The following is an 18845-nucleotide window of genomic DNA, read 5'->3' as shown; positions in this document are numbered from 1 at the left end:
TCATCCTCGCATCATCTGTTCGGGCAACCAGGTCGCAATCTGCGGAAAGAAGCAGAGCAGGACTATGGCAGCCACCATGCACAGAACATATGGGACCGATCCGCGCAGGATTTCACCCAATGTGATCTTCGGCGCAATTCCGTTGATCACGTAGAGGTTCAAGCCCACCGGCGGTGTGATCAGGCCGATCTCCATGTTGATCGTCAGAATCACCGCGAACCAGTAAGGGTCGAAACCAGCCTGAAGGATGATCGGCAGAAGGATCGGAGCGGTCATCAGGATCACGGCCACCGGTGGCAGGAAGAACCCGGCGACCAGCAGGAAGAGATTGATGATCGCCATCAGCACCCAGCGGTTCACGTCCAGCGCACTGATCCACTCCGCAATCGACTGCGTGATGAAGAGGGACGAGAGCGTGTAGGAGAACAGCTCGGAGGCGCCGATGATCAGCATGATCATCACGCTTTCCTTGAGCGTATCGCGGAACATGGCCGTGACTTTGGAAACGCTCCACATCCGGTAGATGATCACCACCAGGACGATACAGAAGAGCGCGCCAACACCAGCCGCTTCCGACGGGGTGGCGACGCCTCCGTAAAGCACGAAGAGAATGCCGACCACAATCGCCAGGAACGGCAGGATCTTCGGCAGAACCGAGAAGCGCTCACCCCAGGTGAACCGGCGCGACAAGTCCATGAGACCTACGCCTTTGCGGCGGCAGTCATAGACCGTCCAGAGCATGAACAGCGTGGTCAGCAGCAGGCCGGGCAAGATACCAGCCAGGAACAGCCGTCCGATGGAGGTCTCCGTCGCGATGCCGTAGACGATCATTGTTACGGACGGCGGGATCAGAATTCCCAGCGTTCCACCTGCGGCAATGGACCCAGCGGCAATCTCGTTCGGATAGCCGCGCTTGGTCATTTCCGGAATGCCCATCTTGCCGATGGCAGCACATGTGGCTGGAGAAGACCCGGAGAGCGCCGCAAAGAGCGAGCAAGCGCCGAGGTTGGACAGAACCAGGCCGCCGGGAACCCGGTTCAGCCAGCGGTCGAGCGCCTCGTAAAGATCCTTGCCAGCTGGCGACGACGCAACCGCCGCCCCCATCAGGATGAACATGGGGATCGAGACCAGGCCGATCGTTGCCAGCCCATTGAAGAATGTTTCTCCGAGGATCGACAGGCTGCCTGCACCATCTGCAATCAGGAGCGCCACAACGGAGACGAGACCAAGAGCAAAGGCGATGGGCGTTCCGATGCCAAGCAGGACCAGAAGCGCGAGGAGGACCGACAGGCCAGTAACAAGCGGGCTCATACGTCATCCCTCCAGATCTTCGCCAGCTCGGCGATATATTGCAGGGTCATGAGTCCGACGCCGAGCGGCAGCGGCAGAAGCGGGATCCAGAGCGGCAGCTTCCAGACCGTTTCCGTGGTCCAGCCATAGGACCAGGCTTCCTCGAAATAGACCCAGCCAGACCAGGCCAGAAGCGCGCAGAAGACGAACCCGGCAAGCCCTGCCAGACTGCGGATCACCCGGCGGCCCGTCCGGCCAAAAGCCATTTCCAGAAGGTCCACGTTCACGTGGCCTTTTTCCAGGAGGACATAGGGCGAGGCAAGGAAGGTCATGGCCACAAGCGAGTAGATGACAAACTCGGTCTGCCAGATGGTTGAGGCCTTCAGAAAGTAGCGCAGCACGACCATCTGGGTCACGACCAGAATCGCTGCGGCGAGAAGAAGAAGCGCGACAACTGCGGCTGCGCGGGAAAGGGTCGAAACCCAGCGGATATATGCGGTCATGGGGCCGTTCCGGTACGCGCACCACCTGCCCGCCCGATTGCGCCGCGAGAGCAGCACTTCAGAGCGGCAGCGGCGCTGAAAGTCTTCGTCAGGACAATCAGTTCCGGCCCATAGGGGCCGGAACCGCAATTCGGAACATTCATTCGACAGCAAGAGCCTTATCGATCAGAGCCTGGCCGTTCGGAACGGTTTCGGCGAAGTTCTTGTAGGAAGTCTCCTTGGCGATGGCGAGCCAGGCGTTGTAGTCGTCAGCCGACATTTCAACCACTTCGACACCGGCCTTGGAGAAAGCCTCAACGAGCTTGTCGTCCAGGCCCTTCGCCTCGCCCGCGAAATAGTCCTGCGCCACCTTGCCGGCAGCCATCAGGGCATCCTGCTGTTCCTTGGAGAGCTTGTCCCAGCTGCGCTTCGACATCAGGATCGGCTCATACATGAACCACAGGGCATTCGCGCCTGGCTTGGTCAGACAGATCGTCTGTTCATAAAGGCGGTAGGACACGAAGCTGCCGGAAGACGTGTTGGCGGCATCCAGAACGCCGGTCTGAAGACCGGTGTAGATTTCGGAAGACGCCATCGAAGAGATGGACCCGCCAGCACCAACAAGCATCTGCTCGAACGCTGGCCCTGCAGCACGGGTCACCTGCCCCTTGATCGTATCCGGGCTGGTGATGCACTGCTTCTTGGAAGCAAAGGCACCCGCAAGCCAGGCATCAGCAATGACGACGACGCCAGCGTCGTTCACGATCTTCTTGATGTCGTCCATGAAGGGCGAATTGTTCAGGCGTGCGGCTCGTTCGTGGTTGCGCACGAGACCCGGCATCAGGGTCGCGGAAAATTCCGGATGACGGCCTGAGGCATAGTCCAGCGGGAAAGCGGCAATGTCGAGCTGCCCCTTGGTCATGGCACCCCACTGGTCCTTCGCCTTGAACAGGGACTGCCCCGGATAGACCTGGATCTTCAGATCAACACCGGCCTTTTCCACCTCCCGGGCCAGGATCTGAACCATCTCGTCGCGGACATCCCCCTTGCCGCCCGGCCACTGATGCGATGCTTTCAAGACGGTTTCGGCCTGGACACCTGCAGTGGATGCGGCCAGTACGGCTGCAAGAGCAAGCGTGGTCTTGGCAAAATAGTTCATTGTGGTTCCTCCCAATTGCGCATACTGCGGTTCCCATGCCACAGCGATCGCGCGGATCGGCGCTCGTTCGCCTGGCGTCAGGCAACCACATGCCAAGCATGCGAGTCAACGATCTTTGTATACAAGAGCAATTTCATTGCATAAGATTAGACCATGACAGAGCTTCAAGTTCACATGCGCCGCGCCGAGTCCCTGCGCGAAGTCCTGGAAAATGACATCGTGACCGGTACCTACCCGGCGGGAACGCGCCTGGACGAGGTCATGCTGGCGACGCGTTTCAATGTGTCCCGGACCCCGATCCGCGAAGCCCTGATTGAGCTCTCAGGAGCAGGACTTGTCGAGATCCGGCCCCGCCGGGGCGCGTTTGTGCGGGAAATCGGCATTACCCGGCTGATCGAGATGTTTGAGGTCATGGCAGATCTTGAAGCCATGTGCGGACGCCTCGCGGCGCGGCGGATCCGGGTGGAGGAACTGGCCGGACTGGAACAAGCCCATGAGGCCTGCATTCATGCAAAGGCAGACGGGGATCCAGACGCTTATTTTCATGCCAACCAGGCCTTTCACGAGGCCATCTACAAGGCGAGCCACAACAGCTTTCTGGAAGAGCAGGCCCTCCTTCTGCAGAACCGGCTCAAGGTCTACCGCCGCCTGCAGCTGCGCGTGCCCAACCGGATTTCCGGCTCTCTCTCCGAGCACGGGCAGATCGTCGAAGCCATCAAGGCCGGAGATTCGCAGCGCGCGGCCGAAGCCCTGCGGCAGCACGTCCTGATACAAGGCGAAAGGTTCAACGATTTCGTCGCCTCTGTTGCAGGTCATGTGAAATCAGGATCTAGCCGCAGCTAATCCCCTCCGCCTCCCCGTGTGCCTGATCTTCGTGGATCACACGGAAACCCTGGAGAGTACCCTTGCATGCGGAAGCCTGCTGAGGCACCCTCGCGCCTGCCTTTAACGTCAAGGGGAGCTGGAAGTGAACCGGGTTCAAAGTTTTGCGGAAAAAATTGCGGATGGAACGGTCCATGTGATTGGCATTGCGCTTGGCATTGCGGCCCTGATCACCTTCGTCGTCGTTCTCTGGCACAATCCGGATATTGGCCGTCAGGTGTCGGTCTTCATCTACGTAGGCTGCCTGCTGGCCATGCTGGTCTGCTCGGCACTCTACAACATCTTCGCCAAGGAAAACAAAACCGGCATCCTGCGACGGTTGGACCATGCGGCGATTTTTCTTCTGATCGCGGGAACCTACACACCGCTTGCCTCCATGATCATTGGCGGCTGGACGGGAGGCATATTGCTGGCAGTGATCTGGACAGGCGCCTTGATCGGCGTCGCCCTGAAGCTGTTCCATCTGCAAGGCGTTGAAAAAATTACCGTGCCGCTCTGCCTGGCGCTCGGCTGGGTGGTGGTCTTCGCCTTCAAGCCCCTGATGGACAGTGCCTCCAACTTCGCGTTCTGGATGATCATCGCGGGAGGCTTGCTCTACACGGCGGGTACAGCCTTTTATGCCTGGAAGCGCCTGCCTTTCCAGAATGCGATCTGGCACGGCTTTGTTCTGGCCGCAGCCATCTGTCACTTCGCCGCAGTTCTGAGCGACGTCGCTCTGGCCCCCACTCTGAGCAGCTGACACTGCCACCAAAGGCAAAGGGCGCCTTGTTGGCGCCCTCAGATTGCTGACAAAAACAAAACCCCTCTACCGTCATCCCGGGTCGCGCTCCGCTTGCCTGGGATGACGAACGGATGGGCTTATCCTTAACCTCAGGAAGCCTCTTCCTGCTTGCCAAGCACCACGACCTTGGTGCGCAGAGGCACGCGGGAGAACAGGTCGATCACATCCTGATGCCACATGCGGATGCAGCCGGAGGACACGTTCTTGCCGATGCTGGCCGGGTCATTGGTGCCGTGGATACGGTAGAGCGTATCGCGGCTGCCCTGCCACAGATCCATGGCGCGGGCACCAAGCGGATTCTTGAGACCCGGCTCGAACCCGTTCTCCCAGTATTTCATGAGCGCAGGCTTACGCTCGATCATTTCCAGCGGAGGGCGCCAGATCGGCCATTCGCGCTTTACCCGGATCTGCGCATCCCCGGACCAGGCAAAGCCCGCCTTGCCGACACCCACGCCATAGCGAAGGGCCTTTGAAGGGGTCAGGATCCAGTAAAGAAAGGCGTTGTAGGGATCGACCACCACGGTGCCAGGCCGCTCGCCGGACTTGTAATCCACCACCTGACGCCAGAAACGGCGGTCGAAGGACTTGTAGTTGATGGCTGGCAGCTCAAAATCGCCATCCTTGCGGGCAGCGTAAGCCAGCTCATAGTCGAACGTCTCGTCCGGCAGCGGCGGCTGATCGGGCAAACCGACCGTGTAGCAGCCAGTCAGCGACAGGCAGAGGGCCGAAAGGCCGCCCATCATCAGGGCACGGCGGCTGACGGACATCTCCGGCGGCTCATGCGTTGCGGGAAGATTGGAAGAAAAATCAGGAATTGCCATCAGCACCAGCTCGACAAAAAGGCGGAAAACGCCCACATGTCATGAGGCAGCCGCCTGAACTTGGCAAGGGCTTTGAGAAGAAATCCTTTCCCCTTCGCCTTTCCTGTGATGCGTGGCACAGTCCAGCTCTTCTCCGGTCTTCGCGGGCGCCTCCCGAAGACACCTCCCAGACGACGAGATCCAAAGCGCATGAACAAGCCACTTCCCGTTTTCGACGGCCACAACGACACGCTTTTGAAGTTCGTGCTGGAAAAGGGAACCGCGCAGGAGCGGAGCTTCTTCACAAAAAGCGGAGCAGGCCATATCGACCTGCCGCGTTGCCGGGAAGGCGGACTGGCGGGCGGTCTTTTCGCCATGTTCGTCCCCTCGAACACCGGCCAGGATTTTTCCCGTCCCTATAACCCGGCAGATCCGGCGAATTACGCCGAAGTCGATCAGGCTGTCGCCCTGAACTTCACGTCCGCGATGATCGCCATGGCCCGTAAGATCGAGCGCGCCTCGGAGGGACAGGTCCGGATTTGCCGAACCGTGCAGGAAATCCGGGAAAGCATCGAGGCAGGCAGCCTTGCGGTGTCACTTCACATCGAGGGCGCCGAGGCCATTGATAAGGATTTCAACGCCCTGGAGACCCTGCACGCGGCCGGTCTCCGCTCGCTCGGACCGGTCTGGAGCCGGAAGAACATCTTTGCTGATGGCGTCCCCATGGCCTTTCCGTCGTCACCGGACAATGGCCCAGGCCTCACGGATACAGGCGTGGCGCTGGTCAAGGCCTGCAACGAGCTGGGCATTCTCATCGACCTGTCTCATCTCAACGAGAAAGGCTTCTGGGATGTGGCGCGCACCAGCCGTCACCCGCTCGTCGCAAGCCACTCTAACGCCCATGCAGTGTGCGCCAGCGCCCGCAACCTCACAGACCGGCAGCTGGAAGCGATCCGCGAAACCGGAGGGCTCGCCGGGATCAATTTCCACGTTGCCTTCCTGCGGGAAGACGGGCGCCACGACAGAACCACTCCCCTGGAGACAATTGTCCGCCATGCAGCGTACCTCGTCGAGAAACTTGGAGAGAATCACGTGGGTCTCGGCTCCGACTTCGACGGCTGCGTGCTGCCGCTGGATCTGAAGGATGCTTCCGGCCTGCCCCGCCTGCTCGACGCCTTCAGGAATGCAGGGTTTGGTGAAGAGCTGATCGAAAAGATCGCATGGCGGAACTGGCTGGATGTGCTGGAGAGAACACAAACGACAGATGGCAGATAGATTATTTCCGCAACGCTTCTCTAGAACCTCACCATGAGCGTCTGAGGCCGCAAGATTGCGGCCTCAGATCAAAAGCAAAATAGCGGCAAATCGATACCTGATATTTATGACAATAGACAAAATTACAATCTGGGACCTAAGCACGAAAGCCCACCGCTTCGAATAGGGTAATAATACCCGGGTCACTCCCCCGCTTCTTGCTGCTATGTATCCATCAACTGAAGTGATGGACGCCGGGTGGGGAATGGGGCAGACCAATCAAGCAGAGAAGCAGCATGCCTGCAGGCAGCAGGCGGTCTTTTGTGTTTTCGGAGGGAAGACGGCTGAGTTCCTGGATAAGGAAAATTGTCCTGCAGGACACAGGCGAGAGCTTAATTTCACGGGGAAGGCATGACCGCATGACCCGTGGTACGATCACCCTTGAAGCCCTTCTGGCGCCGCCAATCGCGGGAAAGAAGGCCGCTGCCGTCTACAGCGAACTGAAACGCAGAATTATGGTGGGCCGGCTCACCCACGAAAGCCCGATCACAGAGCAGTCGCTGGCGCAGGATTTCTCCTGTTCCCAGGGCACGATCCGCGAAGTTCTCCTGTGTCTTGAGCGGGAGGAGCTGGTGGACCGGCGCGGCTATCAAGGCACATTCGTCACCAAATTGAGTGAGCAGGAGGCGCTGACCTTTCTGCGGCTGCGTCTCGCCCTTGAATGTACGGCTATCCGCCAGTCCATCCCCAATATCACGCCTGACAAGATGGCCAGGCTTCGGGCCATTGCATCTTTTTACGCCAACTCCCGGACCTTGGAAGACGTGCTTGTTCCGTCAGAAATCGACAGGATCTTTCATCAAGAGCTGTTTTCGCTGAGTGGTATGCCTGCCCTGCTGCCAACCCTGAAGAGAACGCTTCTGCAGCTGCACCGGTTCACATTGACCAAGCATCATGGGCATGTGATCTGGAGCGATCAATCATGGGATCCGCACAGGCCAATCCTTGACGCTCTTGAGCAGGGAGATGGTGACGCAGCAGAGCACCACTTGTCCCGGCACATCATGTCCTTTTTCACCCAGTTCGCATCGGACGTTCTACTGGATGAGTTTGGAAGCACGGACGCCACGGAGCTTCTGCGCAAACTCGCGTGAAGGCGCCCAGCGGCTGTCCTGCTTCACAACCGGGCAGGTTCTCCGCCCGGTTTTCTCTTGTCGCGGGTGCTTACCCTCAGGCGGAAGCCATGTGCTGTGTCAGCATGGCAGCGGCCATGAGTTCACGGGTGTAATCGCTCTGCGGCGCTTCGAAGATATCCCGCGTGCTGCCAGCTTCCACCACTTTGCCCCGCTGCATCACCATCACCGTGTCTGCGATGGCACGCACGACAGCAAGGTCGTGGGAGATGAAGAGGTAGGTCAGGTTGTGATCCAGCTGCAGCTTACGCAGAAGATCCACGATCTGCTTCTGAATGGTCCGGTCAAGCGCGGACGTCGGCTCATCGAGCACCACCAGTTCCGGCTTGAGCACCATGGTACGGGCAATCGCGATGCGCTGCCGCTGGCCACCGGAGAACTCGTGCGGATAGCGGTTCCGGACCGCCGGATCGAGCCCCACTTCCTCCAGAGCCTGGCAGGTCCTCTCTTCCCGCTCACGGGCCGACAGCTGCGGCTCATGCACGACGAGACCTTCAGCGATGATCTGGCCGACGGTCAAGCGCGGGCTAAGCGAGCCGAAGGGATCCTGGAAGACCAGCTGCATGTTCCGGCGCAAGGGCCGCATCTGCGACCGGTTGCGGCCCGTCACAAGCTCACCATTGTAGACGACCCGGCCAGTGGCTGGCAGGAGGTTCAGAACCGCACGGCCAAGGGTAGACTTGCCCGATCCGCTTTCCCCCACGATGCCGAGCGTCTGGCCCTTGCGCAGCGAGAAGGACAAGCCGTCGACAGCCTTGAGGATCATTGACTGCTGGAACAGCCCGCCCTCCAGGACGAACTCGACCCCAACCTTCTGCGCTTCGAGGAGCACCGGAGCGTCTGCGGGTACCGGCGCCTTTGTGCCCGTGGGCTCCGCGTCCAGAAGCATTCGCGTGTAGGGGTGCGCGGGTGCTTCGAAGATCTGCTTCGCCTCTCCTGTCTCCACCACCTCACCGCTCTTCATGACATAGACACGGTCGGCAATGCGCCGGACGATGCCAAGGTCGTGAGTGATGAAGATAACCGCCATGCCAAGGCGCTTCTGCAGATTCGCCAGGAGATCGAGGATCTGTGCCTGGGTGGTCACATCCAGAGCCGTGGTCGGCTCGTCCGCGATCAGGACGTCCGGATCATTGGCAAGCGCCATGGCGATCATCACGCGCTGGCGCTGGCCGCCGGACATCTCATAGGGATAAGCGCGGATCTTGCGCTCCGGATCCGGGATGTTCACCAGCTTGAGCAGTTCCAGTGCCCGGGCCTTGGCCGCTTTCCAGCTCAGTCCGCCATGAACGACCATCGGTTCGGCCAGCTGCCGGCCAATGGTGTAGAGCGGATCAAGAGAGGTCATCGGCTCCTGGAAGATCATGGTGATCTTCTTTCCGCGCACCTGGTTCAGCTGACGGACAGAAAGCCCAAGGACGTTTCGGTTCTCGTAGATCACATTACCGCCGGTCTTGCCGTTGGAGGCCAGAAGCCCCATGGCCGCCATCATGGTCTGGCTCTTGCCTGAGCCGCTTTCCCCCACGATGGCAACAGTTTCGCCTGCGGCGACATTGATGTTGACGCCCCGCACTGCGTTGACCGTGCCGGCCGGGGTGGAGAAGTCGACGGTCAGGTTCTGAATATCCAGAACCGTTTTCTTTGTGTTTGTTTCGGTCATGTCCCGTCTCCTACCGGTCTTTCGGGTCCAGCGCGTCGCGCAGGCCATCGCCGATGAAGTTCAGGGCGAAGAGTGTGGAAGTCAGGAAGATGGACGGGAACACGAGCATCCACCAGGCGCCCTGCATGTTGCGGGCCCCTTCGGAAATGAGCACGCCCCAGCTGGTCATCGGCTCCTGGACACCGAGCCCCAGGAAGGACAGGAAGCTTTCCAGAAGAATGACCTTCGGAACCAGAAGGGTCATGTAGACCACCACCGGCCCCAGCGTGTTCGGAATGATGTGACGCTTGAGGATACCCCGGTCGGGAACGCCCATGGCCTCTGCGGCCTGCACATATTCCTGACGCTTGATGGTGAGGGTCTGGCCGCGCACGATGCGGGCCATATCCAGCCACTCCACGGCACCAACAGCAATGAACATCAGCACAAAATTCCGGCCGAAGAACACCACCAGCATGATCACGAAGAAGATGAAGGGCAGCGAGTAGAGAATATCGACAATGCGCATCATCATCTGATCGGCCCTGCCGCCCAGATAGCCGGAGGTCGCGCCGTAGATGACACCGATGCTGATCGCGACAACGGTTGCCAGCAGTCCGATGGTCAAGGACACGCGGCCTGCGATGAAGGTGCGGGTCATCATGTCACGACCATTGGCGTCCGTGCCGAAATAGAAGCGGACATAGTTCACATCCGCCTTCAGAACGGCGGACTTGTTGTCTGCTGCCATATCCTCAAGCCGCGGATTGACGAACATGTCGCTGCGGTCGAAGTAGCGGGTGATCCGGGGATCAATCTCGCGGCTGGAGCTGACGGTTGCTGTGATCACGCCGTCCTGTTCGGAGAGGCTGTCGATCGACAGCCGCGCCCGCTTCAACAGAGCTTCGAAAGCAGGCTGCACCTGATCGGCGCGCGGATAGGTCTCCAGGCTCGCGGGCACCTTGACGTAATCGCGGTAGACCTTGTCGAAAGGATGCGGTGACAGCATCGGTCCGACGATGGAAATGACCGCGATCAGTCCGAGGACGATCATGCTGCCGACGGCAGCCTTGTTGGCCAGAAGCCGGTCCTTGGCATCGTCCCAGAGGGAGCGCCCCTTGACCGGAGCGGATACGGTTTGAGTTGTCATGGTCATGGCGCTTTCCTCAATCGAACCGCACGCGCGGATCGAGCAGGGCGTAAAGCAGATCCACAATCAGATTGAACAGGATGACAAAACACGCCACCACGACGACAGTGCCCATAACCAGCGTATAGTCCCGGTTCAGCGCGCCTTGCACGAAGTAACGCCCGATGCCCGGAATACCGAAGATCGTCTCCACCACAACGGAGCCCGTCAGAAGGGCAGCCGCAGCCGGGCCGAGATAAGACACGACCGGCAGAATGGCGCCGCGCAGGGCGTGGACGACGATCACCAGATAGGCGCTGAGGCCATAGGCCCTGGCCGTGCGCACATGGTTGGAGCGAAGCGCCTCGATCATGGAGCCGCGCGTCAGGCGCGCAACGACAGCCACCTGCGGCAAAGCCAGTGTCACGACCGGCAGGACCACATTGACGAACGCGCCATTGTTCCAGCCGCCCACGGGCAGCCAGCCGAGCCAAACGCCCAGGATCAGTGTCAGAACGGGTGCCACCACGAAATTCGGGATCGTCACGCCGAGCGTGGCAGCCGCCATCACCGTGTAGTCGGTGGTCTGGTTCTGGCGCAGGGCGGCAATAACACCAAGTGTGCCGCCGACCACAAGCGCCAGGCAAAGGGCAGACAGGCCCAGCTGCATGGATATCGGCAGACTTTCAGCGAAAAGCTCGTTGATCGAGAAGTCGCGGAAATAGAAGCTCGGGCCGAAGTCCAGGGCCGCAACGCTCTTCAGATAGAGCAGGTATTGCGCCCAGAGCGGCTCGTTCAGATGATAGATCCGGCTGAGATTTTCCATCACCTTCGCTTCCAGCGGACGCTCCAGATCGAACGGCCCGCCAGGCGCGATCCGGATCAGGAAGAAGGAAAAGGTGATGATAAGGAATAGGGTCGGGATCGCCCCGAGCAATCGCCCGATAACGTAGCGAAGCATGGATATACCCTTTGTCTTTGACAGTGGTCTTGCGCCACCTTGACGGCACTCCCTTCAGGACCGCCGTGTCATGAAAATGAGAAAGCAGGCTCCGGTGGACCCTTCTGGTCCGCCAAAGCCTGCTCTTGGGATGTTTAGTTGGAGATGCTGATGTAGCGCGACGGGTGGATATTGAGGAGGTTGTCCTCAAAACCGGAAACCTTGTCGGAAACCAGGTTCATGGAGCCGTAGTACATCATCGGAATGAACGGCAGATCACGCATGAAGATCTCTTCCGCCTGCTTCAGAACGGCAGCGCGCTTTTCGAGATCGATGGTGGCCGCAGCCTCATCCATCAGCTTGTCGTAATCCGGGTTCTTGTAGTGTGAGTAGTTGAAGCCGGTGTTGTCGGATTCAACGAGGAACAGGAAGTTCTGCGGATCGGAATAGTCGCCGATCCAGCCTGCACGGGCCAGATCATAGTCACCACCGTCACGCAGCATGGCGTAATGGGTCTTGGTGTCGGTGTTGATCAGGGAGATCTCGACGCCAAGCGGTTTCCACATGTCGGCCAGAGCGACCGCCGTGTTCTTGTGGTTTTCCGAGGTGTTGTAGTTGATCGTCAGCTTCAGCGGATTGTCCGGACCATAGCCTACGGACTTCAGCAGCTCGGCTGCCTTTTCCTCGCGGTCGATCATCGGCATGTCCATGTAGTCGGCATAGGCCGGCTCGCCGTAGTTGCCAATGCCCGGCGGGACGAAGGAATAGGCCGCAACCATGGTTGAGCCCCAGATCTCGTCAGCCAGGAATTCACGGTCGATCGAAATGGACAGAGCCTGACGTACTTCCGGCTTTGCGAGCGCTTCGTCGTTGAAGTTCACAGCGTAATAATAGGTGCCGAGATACGGCGCCACGCGGAACTGGTCACCCAGGTTCTCGCGCATGTACTTGACCTGTTCGGTCGGCGCGTCGTTGTTGGTGTCCAGCTCGCCGGCCTGGAAGCGGCGCAGAGCTGCACCACGGTCTTCGGTCGGGTAGTAGATGACCTTGTCGACAGCCACATTCGCGGCATCGTGGAAGTTCGGGTTCTTCACGGCCGTGATGTGGTCGTTCGGGACGAACTCGGTCAAGGTGAATGCGCCGTTGGTGACAATGTTTTCCGGCTTCACGAAATCCGTGCCGTATTTTTCAACGGAAGCCGGATGGACCGGAAGGCCGGTCTGGTGGCCGAGCAGGTCGATGAAATAGGGGGTCGGCGCATCAAGCGTGATTTCCAGCGTGTGGTCATCCACAGCCTTCACACCGAGCTCTTCCGGCTTCTTCTCGCCCTTGTTGATCGGCTCTGCATTATGAATGGGATAGAGAACCGTCGCGTATTTCGCGCCAGTTTCCGGGTTCATGATCCGTTGCAGAGAGAAAACGAAATCCCCGGCGACGACCGGATCGCCGTTCGACCATTTCGCATCATCGCGCAATTTGAAAGTGTAGACCTTACCGTCATCAGAGACGGTCCACTCGGAGGCTACGCCCGGGACGATCTTGCCATCGGCGCTGTAGGCAACCAGGCCTTCATAAAGGTCGCGCAGGATGTGCGCCTCATAGGTCGTCGAAGTCTTGTGCTGATCCAGAGTTTCCGGATCAGCGGTATTTCCGCGGTGATAGACCATTTCCGCCATGGCGGGAACGGACAGAGCTGTCATGGAAGCGGATGCCATCAGCACCGCAGCAAGAGCCGATTTTGTAAGTGTTCGCAGCATATGCTCTCCCCTTTTGGTTGTAATTGAGCCGTACGATAGGAGGCACGATTCCACGGAGCAGCACAGTTAGCAAGATTTCCCTAACGGCATTTTTTGCTTTTGACCCCAGGAAGAATCCAATGTTCTGGAAACACAGCAAACCGGGGAGAAGTTATTCCGGTGAACGCTCGCCACCGGAATATTTTTCCGCTTAACGGCGTTCAATCATCCCTGACAGAAGCGTTCCTCACCTCGATAGGTGATGTAGGTTCCCGACCGGGGATCGAAGGAGCGGTATTTTCTGGCGCAATAAGCCGCCCATTCCGGCGTCCAGGGGGCATAGGCGCGCGCAGGCGCGTAGTAGACAGGCGGCGGGGGCGGCGGTGCATAATACACGCGTGGCGGAGGTGGCGGAGCGTAGCGCACCGGCGGGGGCGCATAATATTCCCGCGGCGGAGGCGGCGTATAGTAGACAGGGGGTGGAGCCTGCGGAGCAGTCAGAACTGATCCAAGAACCGCACCGGCCGCCAGGCCGATAACACCGGCAGCAGCCGCTTCGCCAGCATGATTACGGTGGCCTGCAGCAGCCTCGCCGCTGGCCAGAACCGTCCCCAGGGCCAAGGCTCCGGCAATACTTGCCACACAGGCAAATCTACGGCTGAATTTCATGAAAGGTCTCCTGAGTACCAGACGGGCCAGCGCTTCGCGAACTTGCGCAAATTCCTGAACCTTCCGGAAATCAACCGTAAAATTCAGCCAAAATCATGGCCACCCCTGCCAAAAGGCTTGCAAGTCGCCCGCGGATGGTTTTCCTGACCGCAAAGGCATAAAAGCCTGCCGGATGGCCCAGCGCCCGCTCCGGGCGCAAGCCCTTCCACCAGAGATATGACAGACCGCAAGACCCCATGGCTCCTCCTCTTTTGATACTGCGTGATATCCATCTGACTTTCGGCGGCACACCGCTTCTGACGGGAGCTGACCTTTCCGTTTCAGAAGGCGAACGCCTGTGCCTGGTTGGCCGCAACGGATCGGGCAAGTCGACCTTGCTCAAGATTGCTGCCGGTCTCGTTGAAGCCGACAAGGGCGAGCGTTTTTTCCAGCCAGGCAGGACGATCCGGTATCTGCCGCAGGAGCCGGACCTTTCCGCCTATGCCACGACGCTCGACTATGTGAACGAGGGCCTGGCACCGGGCGATGACCCGTACCGCGGACAGTATCTGCTCGATGTCCTGGGGCTGACCGGCAAGGAAGATCCCAAAGCCCTCTCAGGCGGCGAAGCCCGCCGCGCGGCCCTGGCACGGACGCTGGCGCCTGAGCCGGATATCCTTCTCCTGGATGAGCCGACAAACCACCTCGACCTTCCCGCGATCGAGTGGCTGGAAGCCGAGTTGAAAAGCCTGAAGTCGGCGATGGTCATCATCTCCCACGACCGGCGCTTTCTGGAGAACCTCTCCCGCGCCACGATCTGGATCGACCGGGGCCAGTCCCGCCGCATGGACCGGAGCTTTGCCCATTTCGAGGAATGGCGCGATCAGGTTCTGGAGCAGGAGGAAATCGATCAGCAGAAGCTCGCCGCCAAGATCAAGCGCGAAGAGCACTGGATGACCTACGGCGTGACCGCCCGGCGCAAGCGCAACATGCGCCGGGTGCGTGAACTGGCCGATCTGCGCAAGCAGTACCGGGACCATCGCGGCCCGCAAGGAACGGCCAAGCTTGCCGCCACCGATGCGGAAGCCTCCGGAAAACTGGTGATCGAAGCCAAGAGCATTTCCAAGACCTTCGGCGAGCGGACAGTTGTCGGCGAATTCTCCACCCGCATCCAGCGCGGCGACCGGGTCGGTTTCGTAGGGGCAAACGGCGCGGGCAAGACCACGCTCTTGAAGATGCTGACGGGTGAACTCGAGCCGGACACCGGCACTGTGCGCCTTGGAACCAATCTGGAAATGGTCACGCTCGACCAGAAGCGCGAGAACCTCGACCCGAACGACACGCTGTCCTCTGTCCTGACGGGCGGACGCGGCGATACGGTGGTGATCGGCGAGGAAACCAAGCACGTCATTGGCTATATGAAGGACTTCCTGTTCTCACCCGAACAGGCCCGCACCCCGGTTGGTGTTCTGTCAGGTGGTGAAAGGGCACGGCTGATGCTGGCCAGGGCGCTGGCCAACAAGTCCAACCTGATGGTGCTCGACGAGCCGACCAACGATCTGGATCTCGAAACTCTCGATCTTTTGCAAGAGCTGCTCGCCGACTATCCAGGCACAGCGCTGATCGTCTCTCACGACCGTGACTTCCTCGACCGGGTCGCGACCTCCGTGATCGTCTCGGAAGGCAATGGCAAGTGGCAGGAATATGCCGGTGGCTATTCCGACATGCTGGCCCAGCGCGGCGAAGGCGTCACCGCCCGCAAGACCGAAAAGGCGGAAAAGCAGGCGGCCCTCAAGCGCAAGGATGGCCTTGCCGGAGAAAAGCCCGCGGTTGCCAAACCGACAGCGAAAACGAAACTGTCTTTCACCCAGCAGCATCTCCTGAAGAGCCTGCCGAAGACCATCGAGGACATCGAGAAGAAGCTCGCGAAGCTGCAGGGCGAGATGAACGATCCGGCGCTCTATAGCAAGAACCCGGACAAATTCGCCAAGCTCTCTGCCGAGATCACCAAGCTCACGGACGAAAAAGACGCGGCAGAAGAGCAATGGCTGGAGCTGGAGATGCTGAAAGAAGAGATGGAAGGCTGAAACCAGCCTCCTGCCAACCACTTGCCAGCCGCCAAGCGGGCCTGAAGCTCTCATTCAGGTCCGCGAACACTTCATCGCATTTCCAGAAAGCCGGGCGAAGTCCTTGCCCGGCTTCTTGCTATTTCCCTGATATATCAATCGGTCATGAACCTTATCCCCTGCGGTCGGGACACAGGAATGACGATTGCTCGTGAGCTCTCCCAAAAAGCCCGGGTCAATCCGACATTCTTACCTGTTGCTGCAAGAGGACGTTTGCAATGGCCAAGACAATTCAGACCATCGACTATCCGGAAGACCTGAAGGGCATCCTTACCGATGGCGCCCTGAAGTCCGCCTTCCTGAAATACTGCCAGGGCAAACAGCTTCTCTATGCGTTTGAGTTCGCCTTCAAAAAGCCTGCCCCCAAGAATGCAGAGTTGGCCAAGACCTACTACAAGGCCCACTACGCCTCTGGTGCCCGGGCTCTCCCGGCTCTGCTTCAGCATTCCGGCCTTTGCACGGCAGCGGCGAAACTCGCCCAGGGGCAAAAATGGGACGCCAAGTACTGGAAGCCCATTCACGCTGCTGCCCGGGGCTATATCCAGAAAGAGGTTCTGGCCGCTCAGATCGATGACTTCTACAAGTCCGACAGCTTTACGCCTGCCCATCATCAGCACTTCACCAAGAAGTACAAGGCCAGCAAGACCGTTCAGGAGAAGCTCGGCGTCTACAAGAGCGACAAGATCTTGAACCAGTTCATTGCCTCACTGGTGACCAGCAACGGTCAGGCCACGGCACTGGCAACCAAACTGATCAAGAGCGAAAAGATGCTGCAGGGAAACAAGCCAGCCGACCTGATCAACGCGGCCCAAAAGTACCTGCCGCAATAATGCGCGCAGACCGCCGGTCTCTTGATACCTGAAAATGGTCTGCCCCTGAACACATCGGTCCCGGCCATGAGCCGGAACAGTGCTTCACAAGCGGCAAGACCCCAGGTCTCAACCGAAGATCCGCGCCTTGTCCTCTTCACCGAGAAGCTTCCATTCCCCCTCAGTGACGCCTTCCAGATCAAGGTTGCCGATGCGGATGCGGGAGAGCGCGTTGACGTGATTTCCGGTGGCCGCAAACATGCGGCGGACCTGGTGGTAGCGGCCTTCGTGCAGGGTCAGGCGGACATGGGTTTCTGACAGAACTTCCAGCTCCGCCGGCTTCAGCGGCTTCACTTCGCTTTCCAGCATCATCTCACCGGAGGCAAAGAGAGCTGCTTCATCGCCCTTGAGTGGCCGGTCCAGAACCGCCTCATAGATCTTCGGCACCTCTGCCTTGGGAGAGATCACCTGATGCAGGAAGGTGCCATCGTCGGTGAAGAGCAAAGCGCCGGATGTCTCCTTGTCCAGACGGCCGATGGTGGAGAGCACCGGCTTGCGCATGCGGAACCGGTCGGGCAGCAGGTCATAGACCAGACGGCCCTGATCCTTGGTCGAGCAGGTATAGCCGACGGGCTTGTTCAGAAGCAGAACCATGCCCGGCGCCGGGTCCAGCGGCTCGTCATCGAAGAGAATGTCCTCATGCGGCGTCTGGCTGTCGACCTTGAGCCTGTTCCCCTGCCGGTCGGTCACCCAGCCGTTGCGGATCGCAGTCTGGATTTCCTTGCGGCTGCCGTAGCCGAGATTGGCGATGAGTTTGACAAGACGCATGCTTATTTCCCCTTGGCCTTCACGGCCCGGATCACCTTGTAGCCGCCCTCGTCCGCGATCATCTTCACATCCGCGAAGACCTCATTGAGCGTGTGCTCGTAAGGCAGGTGCCGGTTGGCCACGAGAAAGAACTGGCCGCCGGACCGCAGGCCACGGGCGGCTGCCCGGATGAAGTTCTGGCCCACATCCGTGCGGTCCGCCTTGCCGGACTGGTGGAAGGGCGGATTGGAAACGAGGAAGTCGTAAGGACCTTCAATGCCCTTGGTCACATCCGACCAGATGCCGTTCATGACGCGCTTGCCTCTGAAAGCCGCAAGATTTTCTTCCGCCAGATCCAGCGCCCGCTTTTCCGCTTCATAGAGATCCATGGAGGTGACTTTCGGAGCCCGCTCCAGAACCGTGCGGGCGAGAAAACCAAAGCCTGCGCCTAGATCCGCGCCACGCCCGGCCAGGGTGTCCGGCAGGTGGTCGGCAAGGAGCCGCGAAGCCGGATCGATCCGGTCCCAGGCAAAAAGACCCGGACGGCTTTTGAAAGCGCCATCCAGAACGTCACGCGGGGCATCGAGAGCCGCCCATTCCAAAACCAGCGACTGGTTCACGGCAGCCGTATCAACCGTTCCCCACACCACCCGGCACTTATGCTTGGAGAGGTGCTCGGTCGAGCCGATCAGGGCTTCGAGATCTGCTTCAAGGGTCTTTGCCCCTTCTGTGTTGGGAGCTGACGCGATCACCAGACCGCCATCGCGCACCTTCTGAACGGCGCGCGCCAGCTGCGCACGCGCTTCCTGACGCTGACGGGTGGGCAGAACCAGAACTGCGTCAAAACCGGAGGCCTCGACCTCGGCATCGACCTTCAACCCCATGGCCTCCAGCGCATCCCGGTCCGGCGCGAAGCTCTGCTCGCAGGCCAGTTTGTGATCGCGCAGCGTTGCCAGTTCACGTCCGGCGCGGGCCCGCAGAAACAGGATACGGCTTTCCGGCGCAAGATCGACAGAACCGTCTTCAAACGGCAGGAGCAGGGTTTGCAGGGCCGGATCACTCATCAGGGTACGATCTTTCATCAAATCAACGGCAGCCGGCAGAGATTTCCGGCCAGCCTCCAGGTGCGCGAGCTATAGGGCCGAACTCTGCCAAGGTCAAAGTCCTGCC

General features: G+C 59.7%; 17 protein-coding genes. 6 read left to right on the top strand and 11 right to left on the bottom strand.

Annotation, left to right across the window (positions count from 1 at the left end):
* The 3 genes from IG616_RS16830 to IG616_RS16820 all read right to left on the bottom strand — a co-directional run bounded on the left by IG616_RS16830 (nucleotide 1) and on the right by IG616_RS16820 (nucleotide 2931).
* Entirely contained in the window at nucleotides 1-1311 is a 1311-nt protein-coding gene (locus tag IG616_RS16830; RefSeq protein ID WP_192149326.1) for a TRAP transporter large permease, read from the bottom strand.
* Entirely contained in the window at nucleotides 1308-1793 is a 486-nt protein-coding gene (locus IG616_RS16825; RefSeq protein WP_192149325.1) for a TRAP transporter small permease subunit, read from the bottom strand. Before IG616_RS16825 ends, IG616_RS16830 begins: the two co-directional genes overlap by 4 nt.
* Nucleotides 1794-1932: 139 nt before the next feature.
* Nucleotides 1933-2931 (bottom strand): TRAP transporter substrate-binding protein, encoded by a 999-nt coding sequence (locus IG616_RS16820; RefSeq protein ID WP_192149324.1) that lies wholly within the window; start codon nucleotides 2929-2931, stop codon nucleotides 1933-1935.
* Between the two features lie 153 nt (nucleotides 2932-3084).
* On the opposite strand from IG616_RS16820, the gene IG616_RS16815 reads away from it, so the two are divergent.
* Together IG616_RS16815 and trhA are read left to right on the top strand one after the other, a co-directional pair.
* A complete protein-coding gene (locus tag IG616_RS16815; protein ID WP_192149323.1) occupies nucleotides 3085-3774 on the top strand; it encodes a GntR family transcriptional regulator in 690 nt (229 codons plus the stop codon).
* A 124-nt stretch (nucleotides 3775-3898) separates the two neighbouring features.
* Entirely contained in the window at nucleotides 3899-4552 is a 654-nt protein-coding gene (gene trhA / locus IG616_RS16810; protein WP_192149322.1) for a PAQR family membrane homeostasis protein TrhA, read from the top strand.
* 131 nt (nucleotides 4553-4683) lie between these two features.
* On the opposite strand, the gene IG616_RS16805 is transcribed toward trhA, so the two are convergent.
* The gene (locus IG616_RS16805) at nucleotides 4684-5415 is read right to left on the bottom strand and encodes a L,D-transpeptidase (protein ID WP_246476275.1); all 732 of its coding nucleotides are present in this window, start codon (nucleotides 5413-5415) and stop codon (nucleotides 4684-4686) included.
* Nucleotides 5416-5604: 189 nt separating this feature from the next.
* Here IG616_RS16805 and IG616_RS16800 point away from each other — a divergent pair, with 189 nt between their 5' ends.
* Both IG616_RS16800 and IG616_RS16795 read left to right on the top strand, forming a co-directional pair.
* Nucleotides 5605-6669, top strand: a complete 1065-nt coding sequence (locus IG616_RS16800) for a dipeptidase (RefSeq protein ID WP_192149321.1) — start codon at nucleotides 5605-5607, stop codon at nucleotides 6667-6669.
* A 398-nt stretch (nucleotides 6670-7067) separates the two neighbouring features.
* Nucleotides 7068-7802: a GntR family transcriptional regulator gene (locus tag IG616_RS16795; protein WP_192149320.1), complete on the top strand. Its 735-nt coding sequence runs from the start codon at nucleotides 7068-7070 to the stop codon at nucleotides 7800-7802.
* Nucleotides 7803-7878: 76 nt separating this feature from the next.
* Here the strand turns inward: IG616_RS16795 and IG616_RS16790 are convergent, their stop codons facing one another.
* From IG616_RS16790 to IG616_RS16770, 5 genes are all read right to left on the bottom strand, one after another.
* Complete coding sequence (locus IG616_RS16790; protein WP_192149319.1) at nucleotides 7879-9501, bottom strand: ABC transporter ATP-binding protein; 1623 nt, start codon at nucleotides 9499-9501, stop codon at nucleotides 7879-7881.
* A gap of 10 nt (nucleotides 9502-9511) precedes the next feature.
* Nucleotides 9512-10636, bottom strand: a complete 1125-nt coding sequence (locus IG616_RS16785) for an ABC transporter permease subunit (protein ID WP_192149318.1) — start codon at nucleotides 10634-10636, stop codon at nucleotides 9512-9514.
* A gap of 10 nt (nucleotides 10637-10646) precedes the next feature.
* A complete protein-coding gene (gene oppB / locus IG616_RS16780) occupies nucleotides 10647-11570 on the bottom strand; it encodes an oligopeptide ABC transporter permease OppB (protein ID WP_192149317.1) in 924 nt (307 codons plus the stop codon).
* A 134-nt stretch (nucleotides 11571-11704) separates the two neighbouring features.
* Nucleotides 11705-13306 carry a peptide ABC transporter substrate-binding protein gene (locus IG616_RS16775; protein WP_192149316.1) on the bottom strand — a complete coding sequence of 534 codons (1602 nt, stop codon included), beginning with the start codon at nucleotides 13304-13306 and terminating at the stop codon, nucleotides 11705-11707.
* A gap of 204 nt (nucleotides 13307-13510) precedes the next feature.
* Entirely contained in the window at nucleotides 13511-13954 is a 444-nt protein-coding gene (locus tag IG616_RS16770; RefSeq protein WP_192149315.1) for a BA14K family protein, read from the bottom strand.
* Between the two features lie 236 nt (nucleotides 13955-14190).
* Here IG616_RS16770 and IG616_RS16765 point away from each other — a divergent pair, with 236 nt between their 5' ends.
* On the top strand, nucleotides 14191-16020 hold the full coding sequence (locus IG616_RS16765; RefSeq protein ID WP_192149314.1) for an ABC-F family ATP-binding cassette domain-containing protein: 1830 nt from the start codon (nucleotides 14191-14193) through the stop codon (nucleotides 16018-16020).
* A gap of 257 nt (nucleotides 16021-16277) precedes the next feature.
* Entirely contained in the window at nucleotides 16278-16889 is a 612-nt protein-coding gene (locus tag IG616_RS16760; protein ID WP_192149313.1) for a type III-B CRISPR module-associated protein Cmr5, read from the top strand.
* A 108-nt stretch (nucleotides 16890-16997) separates the two neighbouring features.
* Here the strand turns inward: IG616_RS16760 and IG616_RS16755 are convergent, their stop codons facing one another.
* Both IG616_RS16755 and IG616_RS16750 read right to left on the bottom strand, forming a co-directional pair.
* Nucleotides 16998-17696, bottom strand: coding sequence for a pseudouridine synthase (locus IG616_RS16755; protein ID WP_192149312.1), 699 nt, complete (start codon nucleotides 17694-17696; stop codon nucleotides 16998-17000).
* 2 nt (nucleotides 17697-17698) lie between these two features.
* Nucleotides 17699-18757, bottom strand: coding sequence for a class I SAM-dependent methyltransferase (locus IG616_RS16750; protein WP_209007664.1), 1059 nt, complete (start codon nucleotides 18755-18757; stop codon nucleotides 17699-17701).
* Nucleotides 18758-18845: the final 88 nt, after the last annotated feature.

Source organism: Roseibium litorale, assembly GCF_014842915.1.
Taxonomy (GTDB): Bacteria; Pseudomonadota; Alphaproteobacteria; order Rhizobiales; family Stappiaceae; genus Roseibium; species Roseibium litorale.
This window is presented reverse-complemented; position numbering and strand designations above follow the sequence as displayed.